We start from the raw sequence: 19,535 nt of genomic DNA, 5'->3' as shown, positions 1-19,535 counted from the left end.
TGGGGCGCCGCCTGGATGTGTTATCGCATCCCATAGTGCGGCGAGGCGTGGATTTCTACAGTCGTCGGCCATGGAGACCCGTCGAGCCCTCGTCACCGGCGCTGCGTCCGGCATCGGCGCCGCGTGTGCGCGGCGCCTCGCGGCCGACGGCGTACATGTCATCGCAGTCGACTACGACGCCACCGGACTCGAGGCACTGGAGGGTGTGGAGACGGTCGTCGCCGATCTGGCCGACCTGGAGCGGCTGGAGGACCTGCCGACGGACGTGGACATCCTGGTGAACAACGCCGGGGTCCAGCAGGTCGCACCGGTGGAGCAGTTCCCGCCGGAGCGGTTCAGCTACATCCTGCGGCTCATGCTCGAGTCGCCGTTCCGCCTGATCCGGCAGACGCTTCCGCACATGTACGGCGCCGGCTGGGGTCGCGTGGTCAACATCAGCTCGGTGCACGGTCTCCGGGCCAGCCCGTTCAAGGCGGCGTACGTCGCTGCCAAGCACGGACTGGAAGGACTCAGCAAGGTCGTCGCCCTGGAGGGTGCGGCGCACGGAGTGACCAGCAACTGTGTGAACCCGGCCTACGTCCGGACGCCGCTGGTCACCGCCCAGCTGGCCGATCAGGCGGCCACCCACGGCCTGTCCGAGGCAGAGGTACTGGACAAGGTCCTGCTCGAGCCGGTCGCGGTGAAGCGGCTGATCGAGCCGGCCGAAGTGGCGGAGCTGGTCGCGCTGCTGTGCGGCCCGGCGTCCGCCTCCATCACGGGGAGCTCGTTCGTACTCGACGGCGGCTGGACCGCCCACTAGCTCAGGAGAGAGCCCGCCCATGACAACAACAGAACCGGTCCGCACCCGGACGTCGATCGTCCGGGTGGTCGGCGCGAGTCTCGTCGGTACGACGGTCGAGTGGTACGACTTCTTCCTCTACGGCGTTGCCGCGTCGGTGGTGTTCGGAGACCTCTTCTTCCCCAAGGGTGAACAGCTCACCGGGACGCTCCTGAGCTTCGCGACGTTCGCAGTGGGGTTCTTCGCCCGTCCGATCGGTGGAGTGGTGTTCGGCCACTTCGGTGACCGGTTGGGCCGCAAGCAACTGCTCGTGCTGTCGCTGCTGATGATGGGCGTCGCCACCTTCGCAATCGGCCTTCTCCCGACCTATGCGCAGGTCGGTGCGCTCGCTCCGATCCTGCTGACCGTGCTGCGACTCGTGCAGGGCTTCGCACTCGGTGGTGAGTGGGGTGGCGCCGTACTGATTGTGTCTGAGCACGGTGACCCCGCAAGGCGTGGCTTCTGGGCGTCCTGGCCGCAGGCCGGTGCTCCTGCGGGTCAGTTGATCGCCAACGGCGTACTGGCTGGGCTGGCGGCGTTCCAGTCGGATGCTGCCTTCAACGCGTGGGGGTGGCGCATTCCGTTCCTGCTGTCCGCAGTACTGGTGCTGGTCGGGCTGTGGGTGCGGTTGCGGATCGAGGAGTCACCGGTGTTCCAGGAGGCGCGGGCGAAGCATGAGCCGGTGGACAAGCTGCCGATCATCGAGGTGATCACGCGCTATCCGCGGGAGGTGCTCACGGCGATGGGCGCCCGGATGGCGGAGAACGTCAGCTACTACATCTTCACCATCGTCATTGCGACGTACGCCAAGGAACACCTGGGCATGGGCAAGTCCTTCGCACTGAACGCCGTCCTGATCGGTGCGGCCGTGCACTTCTTCGCGATCCCGATGTGGGGTGCGCTGTCCGACCGGATCGGCCGGCGACCGGTGTACCTGATCGGTGCGGTGGGTGTGGGTGTCTGGGGCTTCCTCTTCGTGGCCCTCCTGGACACGAAGAACTTCGCCCTCGCCGCACTGGCCGTCACCGTCGGACTGGTGCTGCATGGCGCGATGTACGGACCACAGGCCGCGTTCTTCACCGAGTTGTTCGGCACCCGCGTCCGCTATTCGGGTGTGTCGATCGGCTACCAGCTCGCCTCGATCATTGCGGGCGGTCTGGCCCCGTTCATCGCGGTAGCGCTGCTCAAGGCGTACGACTCCGGCTATGCGATCGCTGTGTACGTCGCAGTCTGTGCGGTGATCTCCATAGTCGCGGTGACGTCGTACACCGAAACGCGTCGCCGGGACCTCACCACCCTCTAACTCTCTTCTTCTCTCATGACCAGGGGATGACGGGACGCTGAAGACAGCAGAGGTGGCATCATCGCCGGGATGGAAGAGCTTCTGCGGCTGCTGGCCGAGGATGCGCCTGGGAGCGAGCTGGCCCGGGCAGCGGGCGAGGACGCGGTGGCCCGCGACCTCGCCCTGCGCATCCGGGCCGGCATCGACGCCAGCAAGAAGCGTGAGGCCGAGCTGTCCGCGCTGGTCGACGTCGCCCGCGAACTCGCCTCGGCGCGCGACCCGGGCGGCGTACTCGACACCATCGTGCACCGGGCCCGCACCCTGATCGGCGCGGACGTGGCCTACCTGACCTTGTACGACGACGGCCGCGGCGACACGTACATGCGGGCGACCGACGGATCCGTGTCAGCGGCCTTCCAGCAGGTCCGGCTGCCGCTGGGCGCTGGACTCGGCGGACTGGTCGCGGAGACCCACAAGCCCTACTGGACCGCCGACTACCCATCGGACCGGCGCTTCCGGCACACCACGTCGATCGACCACGCGGTCGGCGAGGAGGGGCTGGTCGCCATCTGCGGTACGCCGCTCATCGTCGACGGAGCCTTCGTCGGAGTGCTGTTCGCCTCCAACCGGACGCGCCGGCCGTTCAGCCGCGAGGAGGTCTCGCTGCTCGGCTCGCTCGCGGCCCTGGCGGCCGTGACGATCGTGCAGGTCCGGGCGGCCACCGAAACAGCGGCGGCACTGGACCAGGTGTCAGCGGCCCACGCCGGCGTCGAACACGCGGCCGCGGCGCACGACCGGTTCGCCGAGATCGTCCTGTCGGGCGGTGACGTGGACGCGATCGCGGCGGCCGTGGCCGAGTTACTCGACGTGTGGGTCGTGCTCGTCGATGCCGTCGGCAACGAGTTGGCCGTGGCGGGGGACACGCACCGTGCCGCGGTGCCCTGGCAGGAGTCCGAGTCCGGCCGGTTGACCCGGATCGGTGACTGCTGGGTGGTCGCCGCGACCGCGAAGGGCGAGCGCCTCGGCGCTCTGGTGATCGGCGGTGTCGACGATCTGTCCGGCGCGAACCAGCGCATCGTCGAACGCGCCGCTGTGGTCACCGCACTGGTGCTGCTGTTCCGCCGTCAGGCCGCCGAGCAATCCCAACGTGCGCAGGCGGATCTGCTGGCCGATGTGCTCAGTGGCAGCGCTGATCCGAGGACACTGACCGATCGACTCCGTCTGCTCGCGCCGAACCACCGCCACGACCGCCTGGTCGTTGCAGTGGTGCGCGGGGACCACTCCGCCGTACGGGCTCGGCTGTCGGCACCACTGGAAGAGAAGCTTGTGCTCTCTGGTCCGTTTGGCGGAGACCTGGTGCTGTTGCTCGCCCGCACCGACCCTGCGTCGGCTGCGCGGGAGTTGGCCGACGTCGCCAAACGGGCTGCAGTGACGATCGCCGTGACCGGCCCGGCGGGTTGGAGCTCGCTGGTCGACGCACATCGTCAGGCTGCGCGGCTCGCAGCGACCATGCTCCGGCTCGGACGCAGTGGCGAGTCCGCGACGCCTGACGACCTCGGAGTCGCCGGTCTGGTTGGTGCCGCGGACGTCGACGTACGGGCGCATGTGCGGCACGTCCTGGGCGCAGTACTCGACTATGACGACCAGCGTGGCACCGATCTGGTCGGCACCTTGCACGCGTACTTCGCAGCCGGCCAGAGCCCGACGAGAGCGGCGACGTCGCTACACATCCATCCCAACACCGTCCAGCAACGCCTGGACCGCATCGCTGCCCTGCTTGGCGACGGCTGGCAGTCACCGGAACGCGCCCTGGACATCCAGGTCGCGCTCCGGCTGCAGCAAGCCATCAGGGGATGAGCACGAGCCGTCCGCGGACGCCACCCTTGGCAAGGCGCCGGTACGCCGTTGCCGCATCCTCCAGGGGATAGCTCTCGGCAACCCGCGTCGAGATCGCACCTGCCTCGACCAGCTCGACCAGCTCGGTCAGGTCGCGCCGGTTGGCGTGCAGGAAGAGCTGCTCGACGGTGATGTTGCGGAGGTGCGGCGGCCGTGGCCCGCCCTGCAGATGGACGTGTTGGCCCCCGTTGCGGACCGCCTCCTGTGCACCGACCCCGACGATCGCCGCATCCACCAGAGCGTCCACACCGGCCGGGACGATCTCGCGGACTGCGGTGGCCAGGTCGGCCGAGCGTCGTACGAAGTGATCCGCGCCGAGACGTCGTACCAGGTCCTCGTCCTGGTCGCCGGCGGTGGCGATGACGGTGAGGCCTTGGTGCTTGGCCAGTTCGACCGCATACCCACCGACGCCGCCGGCGGCACCAGTCACCAGGACGGTCTGCCCCGAGATGGCGCGCAGTGCTTGCAGTGCGGTGATTGCGTTCAGTGGGATGGTCGATGCGGCGACAGGGTCCATGGTGGTCGGCGCGACGGCGTCCGCATCCAGTACGACGTACTCCGCGTGCGTCTTGAGGGATCGCCCGAGCAGATCGGCCAGACCGATGACCGCCGTACCTGGTGTGAGGTCCACACCGGACCCGACCGCGTCGACGGTGCCGGCCACGTCCCAGCCGAGGCCGAACTGCTCTCTCGGCGCAGTCAGACCGAACTGCACAGCCAGCCCCGCGCTCACCGCCAGATCCACCGGGCTGACCGCGGCGGCGGCCACTTTGATCCGGACTTGCCCGGTCGCAGGCTCCGGAATCGGCGTCTCGATCAGCTCGAGGGTGTCCGGCCCTTCCAGCCGCCGGGCCACGAGTGCGCGCATAACGTGTCTCTCCTTGTGTTGATACCTTGTTGGTGACACCACTGTCGGAGAGTTACTCTCTATCGGGAAGTACGTACTTCGAAGTGCGTACCGTACGGCGAGGAGAGTCATGCCCACGCGCACCGCCGCTCAGCGCCGGGAAGAGGCAGCCCGCGAGTACGACGCGTTCCTGGCCAGCTGCCCGGCCCGGCAACTGCTGGACCGGATCAGCGACAAGTGGGTGACGCTCATCCTCACCGCGCTCGCCGAAGGCCCGCAGCGGTACTCCGACCTGTCCCGCCGGATCGCCGGCGTCAGCCAGAAGATGCTGACCCAGACACTGCGCTCGCTCGAACGAGACGGCCTGCTCACGCGCTCGGTGACGCCGTCGGTGCCGGTCCGCGTGGACTACGAGCTGACGCCACTCGGCCAGAATCTGATGCCGCTGATCTCGGCCATCAAGTCCTGGGCCGAGACTCATATGACCGAGGTCAACGCCGCTCGGACCGCGTACGACGTCGGCGCGGCTGTCGGGTGATTGGCCGACGGGTGTCGGCCGGGTCAGCGTCTCCACCGCCAAGACATACGTCGAGCGCTCTACTAACGCGGCCTGATAGAACCAAATACCTGACAGCTACCCGCCCTTTGATCAATCCGGCTTCCGGCAAGGAGACACGGTGAGCGAGCCAGCCCGCTCCGCCAGCGCGAACGACCGACGAATCGTCGTACTGGTCCTGCCTTCCAACCCCACCTGGGCCCCACCCGGTCGTTCCCCCGAAGCCTGGCGCCTAGCCCTAGCCGAAGACACCTACGAGGTCCTAGCCGCTCTCGACCGCGTAGAAGTAGCCGTAGCCGTCCTCAACGGCACCGAAGCATCCCTCCAAGAAGCCACCACCCTCACCTGGCCCGGCACCCCCGTCTACACCGCCCCCACCCTCCACCAAGCCCTAACCCAAGCCGCCACCCTCACCCCGGCCGAGGCCGGCGTGTCCACCAGTGGGACCGGCCGAGTGGCGGCTGTGGTTGCTGTCGCGTACGACGCTCCGGACCTCCCAGGGCTCCTGATCGGCAAACTCTTCCGCGCCCTCTCCACCGCCGACATCGCCGTCTGCCCCGCCGAGGACGGCTCCCAGGTGGCCCTCGGCGTCAACCTCCCCATCGCCAACTGGCTGACCGATTCCCTCGAACTGAGCCTCGACCTCACCCTCGGGGAACTCGACCAAGCCAAACCCCGCCGCCACGCCGTAGCCGTCGGCCCAGGCTGGCACCGCCTCCGCTCACCCGCCGACCTCGCCAGCCTCGACCCCGGCTTGGAAGGCTGGGATGCGACCCGTTCCATACTTCGTCACGCCTGACCCGTCACCTTCTGGCTTCCCGCTCGTTCACCAGGCAGCGGACAACTTCTGGGGGAAGCTCGCCCGCCGCACTACCGGCCTGCCGATTCCGTTCAGGGGCGGAAATCGACACCAGCCACCACAGCCCTCTGGACCCCGGGGCACTCGGCTCCCTCGCGGAACGAACCCCAACCGGCCATCGGGCAACCGTGCATGGGGACGCACGGGCACCAGCGACGCAACAAGAACACCGCAACACAACGGGGGAACCAAAGACAACGGGGAACTGCAGTACGCCACAAGGAAGGGCGCAGGTGGTGCGGGGAACGGGGGAAGCTCCGCGGCATCACAACAGAAGCGGGGAGGCTCCACCAGCAGCGCAGCGGTAGGCCACGGGGAACGGGCCCCGCGGCGAAACGGGGGTTGGGGGAGCGGGACCTGCGGCGAATCTGGGGCTCACGGGCACCAGACCCACACGGAACGGAGCCTGCGGCACATGCGGGTTGGTGGGGGACAGACCCAGACGGAGCTCGACCAACGGGGGACGGGGAGCGCGGCGACGGGGTCTGTGGAGGAACGGGGCCTACGGGGAACTGTGGTTGAACCAATGGGTGAGCCCGACCGTTGAGCAAGTAGAGGTCGGGTTTGCTGAGTTGATGGCTGAACTGCGCGTACGGGGAGCTTGGCCCACGGGGTTCAACGGTGGTCGGGGACCAGGCTCCATGGGGTACGGGGCCTGCGGGGGAAGTGTGGGTTGGTGGGGGACTGCGCGTACTGGGAGCTTGGCCCACGGGGGGCGGCGATTACGAGGCGGGGGACCGGACCCTAGCTGGGACAGGCCACGGGGAAGTGTGGGTTGGGGAACTGCGCCTATACGGGCTGGGCCCACGGGGGGACGGGGAGCACGGGGAACGGGGAGCACGGGGAACGGGGAGCACGGGGAACGGGGAGCACGGGGAACGGGGTCCGCGGTGGGATGGGAGTTCACGGGGGGAATGGGGCTCTGCGGGGGTGGGGTCCCACGGGAACTCTTGGCGGGGGAGCGGGTCGGCTTGTCGAGTCGGCCCGCAGACCCTCAACTGCGGCGCCGCACTGAAGGCCTGGTAGTAAGCAGACCTCCTAGGCCCGGCGAACGGACGACCGGCTACCGGCCCCGCACCCTGTTGCGAGGTGGCGCGTTCTGTTATCTGGGGAGTACGCCGTACTTGATGAGTTCCTTTTCGACCAGTTGGAGGTCTTGCTGGCCGGGGAGGGCGTCGATCTTGGCGTCGACCTTGCGGACTTCGGCCAGGCCCTGCTCGCCGCCGTACAGGTAGCCCAGCATGTGTTTGACTTCGGTGGGCGGCATGATTGTCGAGCCGACGATTCCCCAGCCCTTTGAGCGGGCGAAGCGGGCGATCTTCTGGGCCTTCCTGCTGCGCAGGAGTCGGTCGCGGGCTTGGCTGTTGTAGAAGGCGACGTGGCGGGTCTCTTGTTTGACGATCCGCTTGAGGATCTCGGTCAGGACCGGGTGGCGCTCGGCCTGGATCAGGCGGGTGTACGCCGAATGGGCGCACCACTCGTTGATCGCACCCCACGCCATGTGGGTTGCGACGAAGTCCTCGCCGATGATGTTCGCCAGCAATGATTGCCGGATCGGCGCCAGGCGGTCCCGCCAGCCGAGGCGGGAGCGGACCGCGCGGGTGTGTTCGGGGCCGGTGGGGACGCCGTGCCCCTCGAGAACCTCGTCGAGCACTTCGCCGTGCCAGTACTCCTCGAGGTTCCACATCGTCAGGAAGACGGTCACCTCGGGGTCGGCGTGCGACGGCGTGACGAGCAGGTCGCGCAGGTAGCAGACGGTGTGGGTCTCCACGTCGCTCATGTAGCTGAGGCAACGGAGCGCGTCATTGGACAGCGGCTGGGTTTCGAACGTGGACATGTCGAGGTCGTCCCAGCGGATGCGGGTCGAAGTCTGGGCGTAGTGATCGATGTCGAAGCTCACGGACATCCTTCCGGCACACTAAGGCGACCGGATGGTCGCAATCCGACGACTGACAACGAGCGTACGACCTCCTGCCGACCGTCCGCCACGAACTTCTCCGGCAGCGTCCTGCCACTCATCCGACCCTGCGGGGTACGTACAGGCCTTCGGGCCGAGCGGGCAGGCCTGCCCGCTCGGGCCGTTGTGCCGGCTGGGTAGTCCCAGGTGTCGGGCTCTAGATAGGTCGCACAGTTCTACATGTCTGGCGCTAGCTGGGCCGAGCCGTGGTGGTGAGGTGGTGGCGGGCTTTGGTGGCTAGGTGTTGGACTGTGGGGTCCGTGTCGGTGGGTAGGGCGTCGATGGGGAACCAGGCTAGGTCGTGGGATTCCTCGCTGACGACATAGTTGGTGGCTGCGGTTGCGGTGACGAGGAACTGGACGTCTAGGTGGAATGTGCCGGCGCAGCCGCCTGCCAGGATCTGGTGGCGGGAGAGTTGGAGTGGGGCCGGTGCGATCGTCAGGTCGGGTAGTCCTGATTCCTCGGTGGATTCGCGGAGGGCGGCGCCGGCCAGGGTGGTGTCGCCTTGTTCGCAGTGGCCGCCGAGTTGGAGCCAGCGGCCGACTGTCTTGTGCAGGGTCAGAAGGATGCGACTGCCCGACGCGTCGACTACTAGAGCGCTCGCCGTGATGTGCTCCGGGCGGCAGCTTCGCCACATGCCGTCCGGGTGCTGCGCCAGATGCTGCAGGTAGTGCTCTCGCAGCTCCTCCTGTTCAGCATCGGGCGCAGTCCAGGTCTCCAGCGTCGCTACAGCATCACCATGAAGCACCCGGCAAGTCTCCACCATCCATCGCTCGGGCCGGGGTGGTGCGTTCTACTTGCCGTCGTCGCCCTGGGTGGGCGGCTGGTCCGACGGGCCCTCGTCCGGGAGGAAGTCGGTGATGTCGATGTCGGCCAGCTCGCCGGCGTGCTGGGCGAAGCCGATCGGGTCGTCGAGGTCGGCGGCGCTGGGCAGGAGATCGGGGTGCGACCACAGTTCGTCGCGTCCCTCGACACCCCGGGCGTCGCGCACTGCGGCCCACAGGTTCGCCGCGTCACGGAGCCGGCGCGGCCGCAGCTGGAGGCCGACCAGCGTGGCGAACGTCTGCTCCGCCGGCCCACCAGCGGCACGACGCCGTCGTACCGTCTCGGCGAGCTGAACGGCGGACGGCATCCGGTCCTTGGTCGCCTGCCGTACGACGTCGTCCACCCAGCCCTCGACCAGTGCGAGGGCGGTCTCGAGCCGGACCAGGGCTGCCTTCTGCTGCTCCGAATCCTCGGGCTCGAACAGGCCGCCCGCGAGCGCCTCCTGCATGGCCTCCGGGTTCTGCGGGTCGATGTCGGCCATCGCGCTCTCGATCTTGGAGGTGTCCACCTCGATGCCCGCGGCGTAGTCCGCCACCGCGGCCAGCACGTGCTGCCGCAGCCACGGCACGCCCGCGTACAGCCGCTGGTGTGCGACCTCGCGCAGAGCCAGGTAGAGCCGCACGTCCTCGTCGGTCAGCCCGAGGCCCTCGGCGAACTTGGCGACGTTGTCCGGGAGCAGGATGGCCTGACCGGTCGGACCGAGCGGCAGGCCGATGTCGGACGAGCTCACGACCTCGCCGGCCAGCTCGCCAAGCGCCTGACCGACCTGCGCGCCGAAGACTGAACCGCCTAGCTGGCGCAACATGCCGGCCATCGGCCCCGCGAACTGCTGAGCCTCGGCGGGGAGCGCGTTGCCCATCGCTCCGGCGACGTGCTCGGCGACCGGGTCGACGATCGTCTGCCACACGGGCAGCGTGTTCTCGACCCATTCCGCGCGGCTCCAGGCCGCGGAGGTCGCAGACACTTCCGGCAGCGTGGTCGCCTCGTCGAGCCAGTGCTCGGCCAGTCGGACGGCGTCCGATACCCGATCGGTGTCCGCAGGCGTGATCGACCGGTCTCCGGCGGCGGAGACGGTCTTGCGGGCGATGTCCTTGGCCAGGTCCCAGTTCACCGGCTTTCCGTCGGTGGAACCGCTCAGCAGCTGCTGGACCTGGGCGAAGATCGCGTTCAGGTCCGGGGTGCCGCCCGCGCCGGCCGCACCGGAGAACTGCTGGAACATGGCCTCGAACGGAGTTCCCTTGAACGGGTTGTCCGGTTCGTCGCTCATCGGAGTGGGCCTTCCTGTGCGGGTGGGGCGTACAACTCCAACGTACTGGTTCCACCCATCAGTTCCGCCCCCGGCGAACGCTTTACCGTTCCAGTTCGCCCCGGGCAGAGCCGCCGCCCGCCCGCAGGCGGCGTGGGGCGTCGGTAGGTGAGCGAGGCAACAGTCTCCCGGGGTGCGCATCACGACACGGACAGCAGTCCCGAGGTACGTCGCGGCGTGGTCTGGCGCGGGTACGTCGGCAGGCGGCTGAATAGGTGGAAATGGGAGGGGATGTGCGGGTCTGGACGGGCGGGAGGGAGAATCGGGTGGGTGAGGGATGGTTCGGGGTAGGTGTGCGGGCGCGGGACTGCTGGGAATGAGGATTGGATGAGCGACACGATCAGGCTGCTGGACATCCGCGAGGATGCGTTGTCCAGCGACGAGGTGCTGGCCGCTGTCGCCGACCCGAGCGCTGGTGGGACCGCTCTCTTCATCGGGACCGTGCGCAACCACGATCAGGCCAAGCCGGTCGATCGCCTCAGCTATGAGGCTCACCCGGACGCGCTGGACCACCTGCGGACGGTCGCGGAGCGTATCTGTGCGGACCCCGCGGTGACCGCTCTGGCCGCCGTACACCGGACCGGAGACCTGAAGATCGGGGATACCGCGGTGATCGTGGCCGTGGCCGCCGCGCACCGTGATGTGGCGTTCGCCGCATGCCGCCGGTTGATCGACGATCTCAAGGCCGAGGTCCCGATTTGGAAACACCAGCACTTCGCCGACGGTGCCAGCGAGTGGGTCGGCGCTCACTGACACGTACGCTGGGCGCATGAAGGTGGCCGGATGAAGGTTTTGGCGTGGCTGGCGTTCCCGCTGGTCGCCACGCTGCTGGCAATGTGCTGGGCGGCGTGGCGTGGGCGGAGCCGTGGTCCGCGCCGGTCCGGTGGCGCCTTCGCGTCGGTCGAAGACTTCCGTCGTTTCAACGAGGCAATCGCCGCTCCCGGACCCCGCGCGACGCCTGAACGCCGCCGCGGCCTCGGCCGCCGGGTTGACACACCGTCCACCAAGATCGCAGGGCAGGGTTCGTGACACGTCGTACCGCCACATTGGTCGCCTCGATCGTCGTGCTTGTCATCTCGCTCGGACTGGTCACCGCCTTCCCTGTGCCGTTCGTCTCGTTCAGCCCCGGGCCGGTCAAGGACACCCTGGGCTCGACGAAGAACAAGCCGGTCATCGAGATCAGCAACCACCAGACCTTTCCGACGACCGGGCAGCTCGACCTGACCACGGTGTCGGTCACCTCGCCGGACCGGCAGCTGACCCTGCCGCAGGCGATGCGGAACTGGCTCGACCCGCACCACGACCTGTTCCCCCGCGACATCATCTATCCGCCGGACCAGAGCGCGGACCAGGTCGAGCAGCAGAACACCGCGGAGATGACCGGCTCGCAGGACAGCGCGATCGCGGCCGCTCTGCAGGCGGCGAAGGTCCCGTACCACGCGAAGGTCACGACGGTCGCGAAGGACACTCCGGCGGACGGCAAGCTGAAGCCCGGTGACATCGTGCTGGCCGTCGACGGTCAGACGGTGACGCAGGTCCCGCAGGTCGGTGACTTCGTTCGCAAGCACAAGGTCGGCGAGAACGTCGTCTTCCTGATCCAACGCGGTGGGGCCGAGCAGACCGTGCAACTGAAGACCGCGGCCACCCCGGGCGAGCCGACCCGTCCGATGGTCGGTATCACCATCGGCGTCGACTCGCCGGTCAAGGTGACGATCAACCTCGGCCAGGACATCGGCGGCCCGAGCGCGGGTACGGCGTTCGCACTGGCCATCTACGACAAACTGACACCAGGCCCGCTGCTGGACGGCAAACATGTCGCCGGCACCGGCACGATCGACGCGCTCGGCCAGGTCGGCGCGATCGGCGGCATTCAGCAGAAGATCGCCGGCGCCAAGAACGACGGTGCCACGGTGTTCCTGGTCCCCGCTCCGAACTGCGCGGCGGCACTGCACGCCGATGTGAAGGGCATCCAGTTGGTGAAGATCACCACCCTGAGCGACGCGATCGCCGCATTGCAGGCGGTCACCGGCGGAAAGGGGGATGTCCCCGCATGCACATCCTGAGCCACCTGTACGCACCGGCCAGCCGAAGTGGAGATCTGCCGGCATGGATTCCGTAGGCACTCTTCCTCCTGACGCGCTCAGTCGCGCAGTGATCGAGATCGAGAAGCACGTGAGCAGCGCGGGCTGGGACCAGCCCGCGCAGTTGTTCGCGCTGGTCCCGACCGAGGAACTGCTCCGCGCCGAGCCCCAGTTGGCCGCGGAACTCGGCACCGAGGATGCGTCCCAGCCCCTGACCCCGGTTGCCCAGGGTGAGCTGCCCGGCGTTCTCGAGGACGAGCACCTGGCCGACGCGCTGGCCCGGATCGAATGGCCCGACGGCGTGACCGGTTGTGCGCTCGCGATCGAGCGGATCGTGCTGCCGGCCTCCGCCGAGGCGGGTCTGTCCAGCGTCGAGTCCGACGCCGAACTCGCCCGGATGGCCGGCAGCGACCCGCGCCGGCACGAGGTCCGCATGATCGCTGCGGTGCTCCGCGAGGGCGACCGCTTCGGCGCCGTCCGGCTGCGCTCCCACGACGAGGACAGCGCCGTGCTGACCGGCACGGACTTGGTCCCCACGCTTTGCGAAGTACTGTCATTGACATTCGAACCTTCGGTCGGTAGCCGGCCGGGCCGGGGTCCTGGGGTCGACGGCATGAGTGACGACGAGGAGAACCGACGATGAGTGACGGCGTCTACGACATGCCGGAGGAGCCGCGGCGGCCGCGGCGAACATCTGGAGGACGTCCCCGGGCCCTCCTGCCGACGATCGCCACGCTGATCGTCCTGCTGATCCTCTTCAGCGTCTTCACCGATGTCTGGACGCAGCGGCTCTGGTACCGCTCGGTCGATCTTGGCTCCGTGTTCAGCACCGTGCTCGGGACCCGGGTGCTGCTGTTCTTCGTGGTCGGTCTGCTGATGGCGACCGCGGTCGTTGCGAACATCGTGATCGCCTTCCGCACCCGGCCGCGGGTCGCCCTCGCACCGTCGCCCAGCCCCGGCTTCGAGCGGTACGGCGATCTGCTGCAGCAGCGCGGGAAGATCGCGATCGGCGTGGTCGCGACCCTCATGCTGGTGTTCGGCGGCTCGGCCGCGTCGGGGGAGTGGAAGGTCTTCCTGGCCTGGCGGAACCGGACTCCGTTCGGCGTCACCGACAAGCACTTCAACAAGGACATCGCGTTCTTCGTCTTCGACTACCCGTGGCTGCGCGTGCTGCTCGGCTTCGGCTACTCGATCGTGCTGCTCTCGCTGGTCGCCGCGATCATCACCCACTACCTGTACGGCGGTTTCCGTCCGTCCGCGAAGGGCCAGAAGGCCTCCGGCGCGGCGCAGGTGCAGTTCTCGGTGCTGCTCGGTCTGCTCGTCCTGCTCAAGGCCTTCAGCTACTGGCTGGACCGGTTCGGCCTGACGACCTCGGACAGCAGACTGTTCACCGGTATCTCCTACACCGGCGATAACGCCGTCCTGCCCAGCAAGGAGATCCTGGCCGTCATCGCGGTGCTGTGCGCCGGCCTGTTCTTTGCCAATGTGGTCCGCAAGACCTGGTTGCTGCCCGGCGTGGGCACGGTCGTGCTGATCCTGTCGGCGATCCTGCTCGGTGCCCTGTGGCCGGCCGCGCTGCAGCAGTTGCGGGTCCGTCCGAGCGAGCCGGTGCGCGAGGCGCCGTACATCACCAAGAACATCGAGGCGACCCGCCAGGCCTACGGCCTGGAGAAGACCCAGGTCATCAACTATGCGGCGAAGACGACGGCGACGCCGTCCGAGCTGCTCGCTGACACCGAGGTGCTGCCCGGGATCCGGCTGATCGACCCGACCGTGGTCGGTCCGACCTTCGAGCAGCTCCAGCAGGTCCGTGGCTTCTACTCGTTCCCGACCGATCTCGACGTCGACCGGTACAAGATCGGCGACAAGGTCAACGACACCGTGATCGCGGTCCGCGAGGTGCAGGTCGATAGGTTGCCGGCCGGCCAGCGCAACTGGAACAACGACCACACCGTCTACACCCACGGTTACGGCGTCGTCGCTGCCAACGGCAACCAGCGCGCCGCGGACGGTACGCCGGTGTGGTCGGAGAAGGACCTGCCGCCGACCGGCGACCTCGGTGATTATGAACCGCGGATCTACTTCGGCGAGCAGTCGCCGGATTATTCGATCGTCGGCGGGCCGAAGGGTGGCCAAGCGGTCGAGCTCGACACCCCGGAGGGCAAGAACGGCGGGGACCCGACACTCAACACCTACCAGGGCAAGGGCGGTGTCCCGATCGGCTCGTTCGGCAACCGGTTGCTCTACGCAACGAAGTTCCGGGACGCGAACCTCCTGCTGTCCAGCCGGGTGAACACCGACTCGAAGATCCTCTACGACCGCAGTCCGCGGGAGCGGGTCGAGAAGGCGGCGCCGTGGCTGACACCGGACGGCGACCCGTACCCGGCGATCGTGGACGGTCAGGTCGTCTGGATCGTCGACGGCTACACCACCTCGGCGAACTACCCGTACTCCGAGAAGGTCGCCCTGGACGACAGCACCCGGGACACCACGACCGGCCGCGGCACCATCGCGCAGCAGCCGAGCGAGCAGATCAACTACATCCGCAACTCGGTCAAGGCCGTCGTCAACGCGTACGACGGATCGGTCCAGCTGTACGCCTGGGACGAGAGCGACCCCGTCCTGAAGACCTGGATGAAGGCGTTCCCCGGCACGGTGAAGCCGCGCGCGGACATCTCGCCGCAGCTGATGTTGCACCTGCGCTACCCGGAGGACATGTTCAAGGTCCAGCGCGACCTGCTGGCCAAGTACCACGTGACGGATGCCGGCACCTGGTACCAGAACAGCGACCTGTGGCGCGTCCCGGCCGACCCCACTGCGGTGACGTCCGGCAGCGACTCGTCCGCTCAAATCAAACAACCGCCCTTCTATCTCTCGTTGCGGATGCCCGGTCAGACCGATCCGAAGTTCTCCCTGACGTCGGTGTACGTGCCGAACGCCGAACGTGAGAACCTCACGGCGTTCATGGCCGTCGACTCCGAGGCCTCGTCGCCGGACTATGGCCAATTCCGGATTCTCCGATTGCCAGGGAACCTGCAGATACCCGGTCCAGGACAGGTCTTCAACAAGTTCCAGACCGACGACGGCATCAGAACGGCGCTGCTGCCGATCAACCAGCCGACCAGCGGCGCTAGAGCCCAGTTCGGCAACTTGCTGACGCTGCCGCTCGGTGGTGGCCTGCTCTATGTCCAGCCCGTGTACTCGGTCCGGACCAGTGGACCCGGTAGTTATCCGGTGCTCCGGTACGTGCTGGTCTCCTTCGGTGATCGGGTCGCCTTCGGCGCGACGCTGACCGAAGCGTTGAACAAGGTGTTCAACACCAGCGTCGATACCGGTGAGCAACCCCCCGGTTCGAAGACGCCGACCTCGCCGGTGAACCCGACGGTCAAGCAGGCGCTGGCCGAGGCACAAGCCGCGTACACGGCTGCCCAGGCTGCCCTGAAGGCGGGCAACCTGGCCGAATACCAGGTTCAGGTCAACAACATGAAGAACGCGATCGACAGGGCTGTGGCAGCCGGCGCTGCACCCACCACCCCGGCGCCGACCGGGACACCGACGACGACACCGTCCGGAACCCCGGCGCCACCGACTCCGTCGGCGTCACCAACTGGCTGATCCACAGGCGCCGCCCCATTTCGTTGCCTAGAGCACCGGTGTCGTGCAGGATGCCTACGACATCACGTCTCCGGATGGAAGCCGGCAGCCGTGTCGAGAACGTCCTCGTCGGTGAAGCGGTCGTGGTCGATCGTGACCTCGGCCGCTACCCCCGGCGCGACGAAGTAGAACACCTCGTCCCCCGTGAACAGGCCGTCGTACCCACCGACCTTGACCGGGGTCAGCTCCCAGCTGTCCGGATCCTTCTCCTCGTACTCGATCAGGAAGGTCTTCAGCGCCTCGAGGTCGGTGAGTTTCTCCCCGCGGAGCGTCTTCACGGTCAGATCGACCTTGAACGCACCCTCCGGATCCGGGCCGGTCTCCCAGACCCGGCTGTGGAAGCTCACGTCCTCCCACTCGTACTCGAAGTCGCTCGGCGTACCGATGCCGTCGGGTAGGTGCTCGATCACGAAGCCGTCCAAGGTGCATGCCCTTTGCTCAGTCGATGGAGGTGCGACGGAGTACGCCGGATCGATCGCGCTCGCCGCCGTCGCGGTGGTCGTCCAGGCGCCGAGTGAGGCGAGGACGACCGCGCTCCCGATGACGATACGACGGGTCGACGGCACGACTCGGGAACGAAGGGAAGTACGCGACATGGTTGCCTCCTGGGAACCGCGACGCCCCGCCTGCTGCGAAACGCCTTCTTGCCCAAGAAGATGCAGCGATCACCACGCCGCCCGGCCGACGAATTCGAACCTGTGGACAACCCGGCCCGATCAGTACCCGATCAGTCGATGCAGCCGATGGAACGTCTGCCGGAACCCCAACCTCGGCCACGTGCGAGACGACAGCAGGTTCGTCACCCGCCAGTCGGTCACCACAGATATGTACCCGGTATCGGCCGACCACTGCAGCACAGCCTCACCCAACGCCCGCCCCGCGCCCAGCCCTCGAGCGGCCGGCAGCACGGCGGCGAACCCGAGGAAGCCGGCGTTGTCCGGCCGAGCCAGCCCGGTGTGGCTACTGGACTTCTCCAACGAACACCCGATCGACGACCCGATCACCTGACCGTTGTACTCGGCAACGAAGGTCACATAGTCCTGGTCGTCGATCGACTCCTCCCAGTCCGCCAGCGCCTCCTCGAGCGTGGGCATGCCCCCGGCGGAGAACACCGGTGAGAGCGCCTGGTGCTGAGGCAGTACCAGATCCAGCTCCGCCAGTACGGCGATGTCCTCGCGCACCGCCCGTCGTACGACGAGATCCCGCGGCGGAAGTGGTGTGGTCAGCGCAGGCTGGATCGCGTGGGCATGCTGCGAGCCGAAACCCAGCCGGAACCACGCGTCGATCAGCTCCGCGTCGTCGGGCACGAGCACGTAGTGCGCGATACGGCCGTCGTCCACCCACTTGGTGGCCGCAGCGGCGTACAGATCGCGGATGTGTTCAGGCTCACGTACGGCGTGGCCCGCGGACTCCACCCAGATGTTCGGACCCCACACGGGTGACGTCTTGGGAGCGGCCAGCAGATAGCCGGTCACCTCGTCGCCTTCGGTCAGCACCGCACCGGATGCGCTCTCGCTCTCCCACACTGCGGTGACCTCGACCAGGGCGAGCTGCTCGTCCTCATACTCGGCGGGGAGCAGAGGGTGACGCTTGCGGTGGTCCTTGTGCCGCTGCGCGAGCAGACCGGCGGCCGCACGCAGATCCGCCTCCTCGAACGGCCGGATGACGTGTCTCGACATACCCGGACGGTACGCCGCCCGACCGCCGCTGACACGCGTTCTTCACCGTGCCGGAGCCACACCGGGACCCGATTTGGTTGCTCAGCCCCGATCCTCTAAACTAAAGACACAACGACGCGGGGTGGAGCAGCTCGGTAGCTCGCTGGGCTCATAACCCAGAGGTCGCAGGTTCAAATCCTGCCCCCGCTACGGAAGAAGGCCCGGACCTGATGGTCCGGGCCTTCGCTTTGCTGTGTCTGACCTGGGGCTTGTCCTCCTGGAGATCTCGCTAGCGCGACGCTTCTGGGCGTCGGTGCGGCATCACGTCTGTTGGGCTTCGCGTTTGCTTAGCGTGAACCGCCGACCTCCACCCCAGGCCTCCAGCGTCATGTCAGGCCGGGCCGGCGGCGCAGCTGGTCTGTCACCCGGCGTACGGCGTCCATCGCGTAGGTCATGTCGTCGCGACTGTTGTAGAGGGCGAAGCTCAGCCGGCAACTGGCGGGAGGGTCCAGGCCGAGGTCGCGATGGGCCAGGGTCGCGCAGTGACAGCCCGCCCGAGCCTCGACACCCAGTCGGCCGAGGTTTTCGGCAAGGGCGAACGGGTCGACGCCCGCCACGTTGAACGCCAGCAGCGGCGATCGCGGCAATCCGGCCGCCGGCCCGTAGCAGCTGAGCCCATCGATCGACATCGCTTCGCACAATGCCAGATCGGTCAGCTCGGCCGTGTGCCGGCCCACGCGGTTCATTGTTTCTGCGACGAGTGGGGCCGGGAGCGGCGCCGTCGAGGTGAACCAGCGCGTGGACCCGTCCACGCCGACCAGGTCGGGCAGGAGTCGCAGTGCGTAGGCGGAGACGATCACGCCGAGGATGTTGGGGGTGCCGGCGGCGTACTTCCAGGGAAGGTCGTTGTACTCCACCCGGTCCGGCGCTACCCGGCCCGTGGCGATCATGTCGCCGCCGTAGAGGAACGGCCGTGCCTGCGCCAACAGCCGCTCCTTGGCATAGAGGATGCCGACACCGAACGGCGCCAACACCTTGTGGCAGGAGAAGGCCAAGTAGTCCACGTCGAGCCGCTGCACGTCGACGTAGCTGCTGGGGACCAGCTGAGCGGCGTCGACGAGCAGTAGCGATCCCGAGCTCCCGTCGTCTCGCCGGTAGCCGCTGCCATCGGCGATGGCGCGGATCAGGGTCAGCGGGGGTTTGGTGCCGAGGAAGTTCGAGGCCCCGGTCACGCAGACGAGCTTGGTCCTGTGATCGACCAGCTCGGCGAGGTGGTCCAGGTCGAGCTCGCCGGTCCGATGGTCGAAGCGGGCGAGGCGGCACTCGACGTGACGTCCGAAGCGCGGCAGGATCTCGCGGCACATGCCGTACCACGGCACGAAGTCGGAGTTGTGCTCCAGCATCGTGGTCACGACGTTGTCGCCGTCACGGAAATCTGTCAGTAGCGAGTACATCACCGCGTTGATTGCCTCGGTGGTGTTGCGGTAGGTCGCGATGGTGCGCCGGCTCGGCGCGTTGAGCCACTGGGCGAAGGTGTCGTAGGACGCCTCGAAGAGTTCGGTCGTCTGTTGTGAGGCGATCGACTGACCGCGGTGCACGTTCTCGTAGCCCTTCGTCAGCGTCACCAAGAGCGCGGCCAGCTCCCGAGGCGGCTGGGTGCTCGCCGCGTTGTTCGTGACGACCCGGCCGAGGTCGGCGAAGTCGAAGTGCGATCTGACCCGGTCGACGTCGAGGGTGTGGGTGGGGAGGCCTACCTGTTGGTCGCGCGGACGGGTCCACATCGGGACTCACCGCCCG

Annotated in this window: 17 protein-coding genes and 1 tRNA gene; 11 read left to right on the top strand and 7 right to left on the bottom strand. The window is 67.8% G+C overall.

What is annotated here, in order from left to right:
* Positions 1-70 precede the first annotated feature (70 nt).
* The 3 genes from OG558_RS01395 (at position 71) to OG558_RS01385 (ending at position 3,956) form a co-directional block, all read left to right on the top strand.
* The gene (locus OG558_RS01395) at positions 71-799 is read left to right on the top strand and encodes a 3-hydroxybutyrate dehydrogenase (protein ID WP_329480968.1); all 729 of its coding nucleotides are present in this window, start codon (positions 71-73) and stop codon (positions 797-799) included.
* A gap of 19 nt (positions 800-818) precedes the next feature.
* Complete coding sequence (locus OG558_RS01390) at positions 819-2,120, top strand: MFS transporter (protein WP_405068589.1); 1,302 nt, start codon at positions 819-821, stop codon at positions 2,118-2,120.
* A 69-nt stretch (positions 2,121-2,189) separates the two neighbouring features.
* The gene (locus OG558_RS01385) at positions 2,190-3,956 is read left to right on the top strand and encodes a helix-turn-helix domain-containing protein (protein WP_405068588.1); all 1,767 of its coding nucleotides are present in this window, start codon (positions 2,190-2,192) and stop codon (positions 3,954-3,956) included.
* Here the strand turns inward: OG558_RS01385 and OG558_RS01380 are convergent.
* Entirely contained in the window at positions 3,946-4,863 is a 918-nt protein-coding gene (locus OG558_RS01380) for an NADP-dependent oxidoreductase (protein ID WP_405068587.1), read from the bottom strand. The genes OG558_RS01385 and OG558_RS01380 overlap by 11 nt on opposite strands.
* Before the next feature lie 109 nt (positions 4,864-4,972).
* On the opposite strand from OG558_RS01380, the gene OG558_RS01375 reads away from it, so the two are divergent.
* Together OG558_RS01375 and OG558_RS01370 are read left to right on the top strand one after the other, a co-directional pair.
* Positions 4,973-5,380, top strand: coding sequence for a winged helix-turn-helix transcriptional regulator (locus OG558_RS01375; protein ID WP_405068586.1), 408 nt, complete (start codon positions 4,973-4,975; stop codon positions 5,378-5,380).
* A gap of 139 nt (positions 5,381-5,519) precedes the next feature.
* Entirely contained in the window at positions 5,520-6,197 is a 678-nt protein-coding gene (locus tag OG558_RS01370) for a hypothetical protein (RefSeq protein ID WP_405068585.1), read from the top strand.
* Between the two features lie 1,162 nt (positions 6,198-7,359).
* Here OG558_RS01370 and OG558_RS01365 read toward each other — a convergent pair.
* The 3 genes from OG558_RS01365 to OG558_RS01355 form a co-directional block, all read right to left on the bottom strand.
* Positions 7,360-8,157, bottom strand: a complete 798-nt coding sequence (locus OG558_RS01365) for a ferritin-like domain-containing protein (protein ID WP_405068584.1) — start codon at positions 8,155-8,157, stop codon at positions 7,360-7,362.
* Positions 8,158-8,404: 247 nt separating this feature from the next.
* Positions 8,405-8,962: an NUDIX hydrolase gene (locus tag OG558_RS01360; protein WP_405068583.1), complete on the bottom strand. Its 558-nt coding sequence runs from the start codon at positions 8,960-8,962 to the stop codon at positions 8,405-8,407.
* A gap of 45 nt (positions 8,963-9,007) precedes the next feature.
* Positions 9,008-10,306 (bottom strand): zinc-dependent metalloprotease, encoded by a 1,299-nt coding sequence (locus OG558_RS01355; protein ID WP_329480953.1) that lies wholly within the window; start codon positions 10,304-10,306, stop codon positions 9,008-9,010.
* A gap of 366 nt (positions 10,307-10,672) precedes the next feature.
* Between OG558_RS01355 and OG558_RS01350 the strand changes: the two genes are divergently transcribed.
* The 5 genes from OG558_RS01350 to OG558_RS01330 all read left to right on the top strand — a co-directional run bounded on the left by OG558_RS01350 (position 10,673) and on the right by OG558_RS01330 (position 16,041).
* The gene (locus tag OG558_RS01350) at positions 10,673-11,098 is read left to right on the top strand and encodes a molybdenum cofactor biosynthesis protein MoaE (protein WP_405068582.1); all 426 of its coding nucleotides are present in this window, start codon (positions 10,673-10,675) and stop codon (positions 11,096-11,098) included.
* 30 nt (positions 11,099-11,128) lie between these two features.
* Positions 11,129-11,374, top strand: a complete 246-nt coding sequence (locus OG558_RS01345) for a hypothetical protein (RefSeq protein WP_405068581.1) — start codon at positions 11,129-11,131, stop codon at positions 11,372-11,374.
* Positions 11,371-12,408: a PDZ domain-containing protein gene (locus tag OG558_RS01340; protein WP_405068580.1), complete on the top strand. Its 1,038-nt coding sequence runs from the start codon at positions 11,371-11,373 to the stop codon at positions 12,406-12,408. Before OG558_RS01345 ends, OG558_RS01340 begins: the two co-directional genes overlap by 4 nt.
* 88 nt (positions 12,409-12,496) lie before the next feature.
* A complete protein-coding gene (locus OG558_RS01335; protein ID WP_329480947.1) occupies positions 12,497-13,069 on the top strand; it encodes a PPA1309 family protein in 573 nt (190 codons plus the stop codon).
* A complete protein-coding gene (locus OG558_RS01330) occupies positions 13,066-16,041 on the top strand; it encodes a UPF0182 family protein (protein WP_405068579.1) in 2,976 nt (991 codons plus the stop codon). The genes OG558_RS01335 and OG558_RS01330 overlap by 4 nt, the downstream gene beginning before the upstream one ends.
* A 62-nt stretch (positions 16,042-16,103) precedes the next feature.
* On the opposite strand, the gene OG558_RS01325 is transcribed toward OG558_RS01330, so the two are convergent.
* Positions 16,104-16,676, bottom strand: a complete 573-nt coding sequence (locus OG558_RS01325; protein WP_405068578.1) for a hypothetical protein — start codon at positions 16,674-16,676, stop codon at positions 16,104-16,106.
* A 120-nt stretch (positions 16,677-16,796) separates the two neighbouring features.
* Positions 16,797-17,759 (bottom strand): GNAT family N-acetyltransferase, encoded by a 963-nt coding sequence (locus OG558_RS01320; RefSeq protein ID WP_405068577.1) that lies wholly within the window; start codon positions 17,757-17,759, stop codon positions 16,797-16,799.
* 115 nt (positions 17,760-17,874) lie between these two features.
* On the opposite strand from OG558_RS01320, the gene OG558_RS01315 reads away from it, so the two are divergent.
* Positions 17,875-17,948: transfer RNA gene (locus tag OG558_RS01315), tRNA-Met, on the top strand.
* A 176-nt stretch (positions 17,949-18,124) separates the two neighbouring features.
* On the opposite strand, the gene OG558_RS01310 is transcribed toward OG558_RS01315, so the two are convergent.
* Positions 18,125-19,519, bottom strand: a complete 1,395-nt coding sequence (locus OG558_RS01310; protein ID WP_405068576.1) for an aminotransferase class V-fold PLP-dependent enzyme — start codon at positions 19,517-19,519, stop codon at positions 18,125-18,127.
* Positions 19,520-19,535 lie beyond the last annotated feature (16 nt).

It is taken from the genome of Kribbella sp. NBC_01510 (assembly GCF_045040325.1).
Classification (GTDB): Bacteria; Actinomycetota; Actinomycetes; order Propionibacteriales; family Kribbellaceae; genus Kribbella.
The sequence above is the reverse complement of the archived record's forward strand: the minus strand, read 5'-3'. Positions and strand labels throughout refer to the sequence as shown.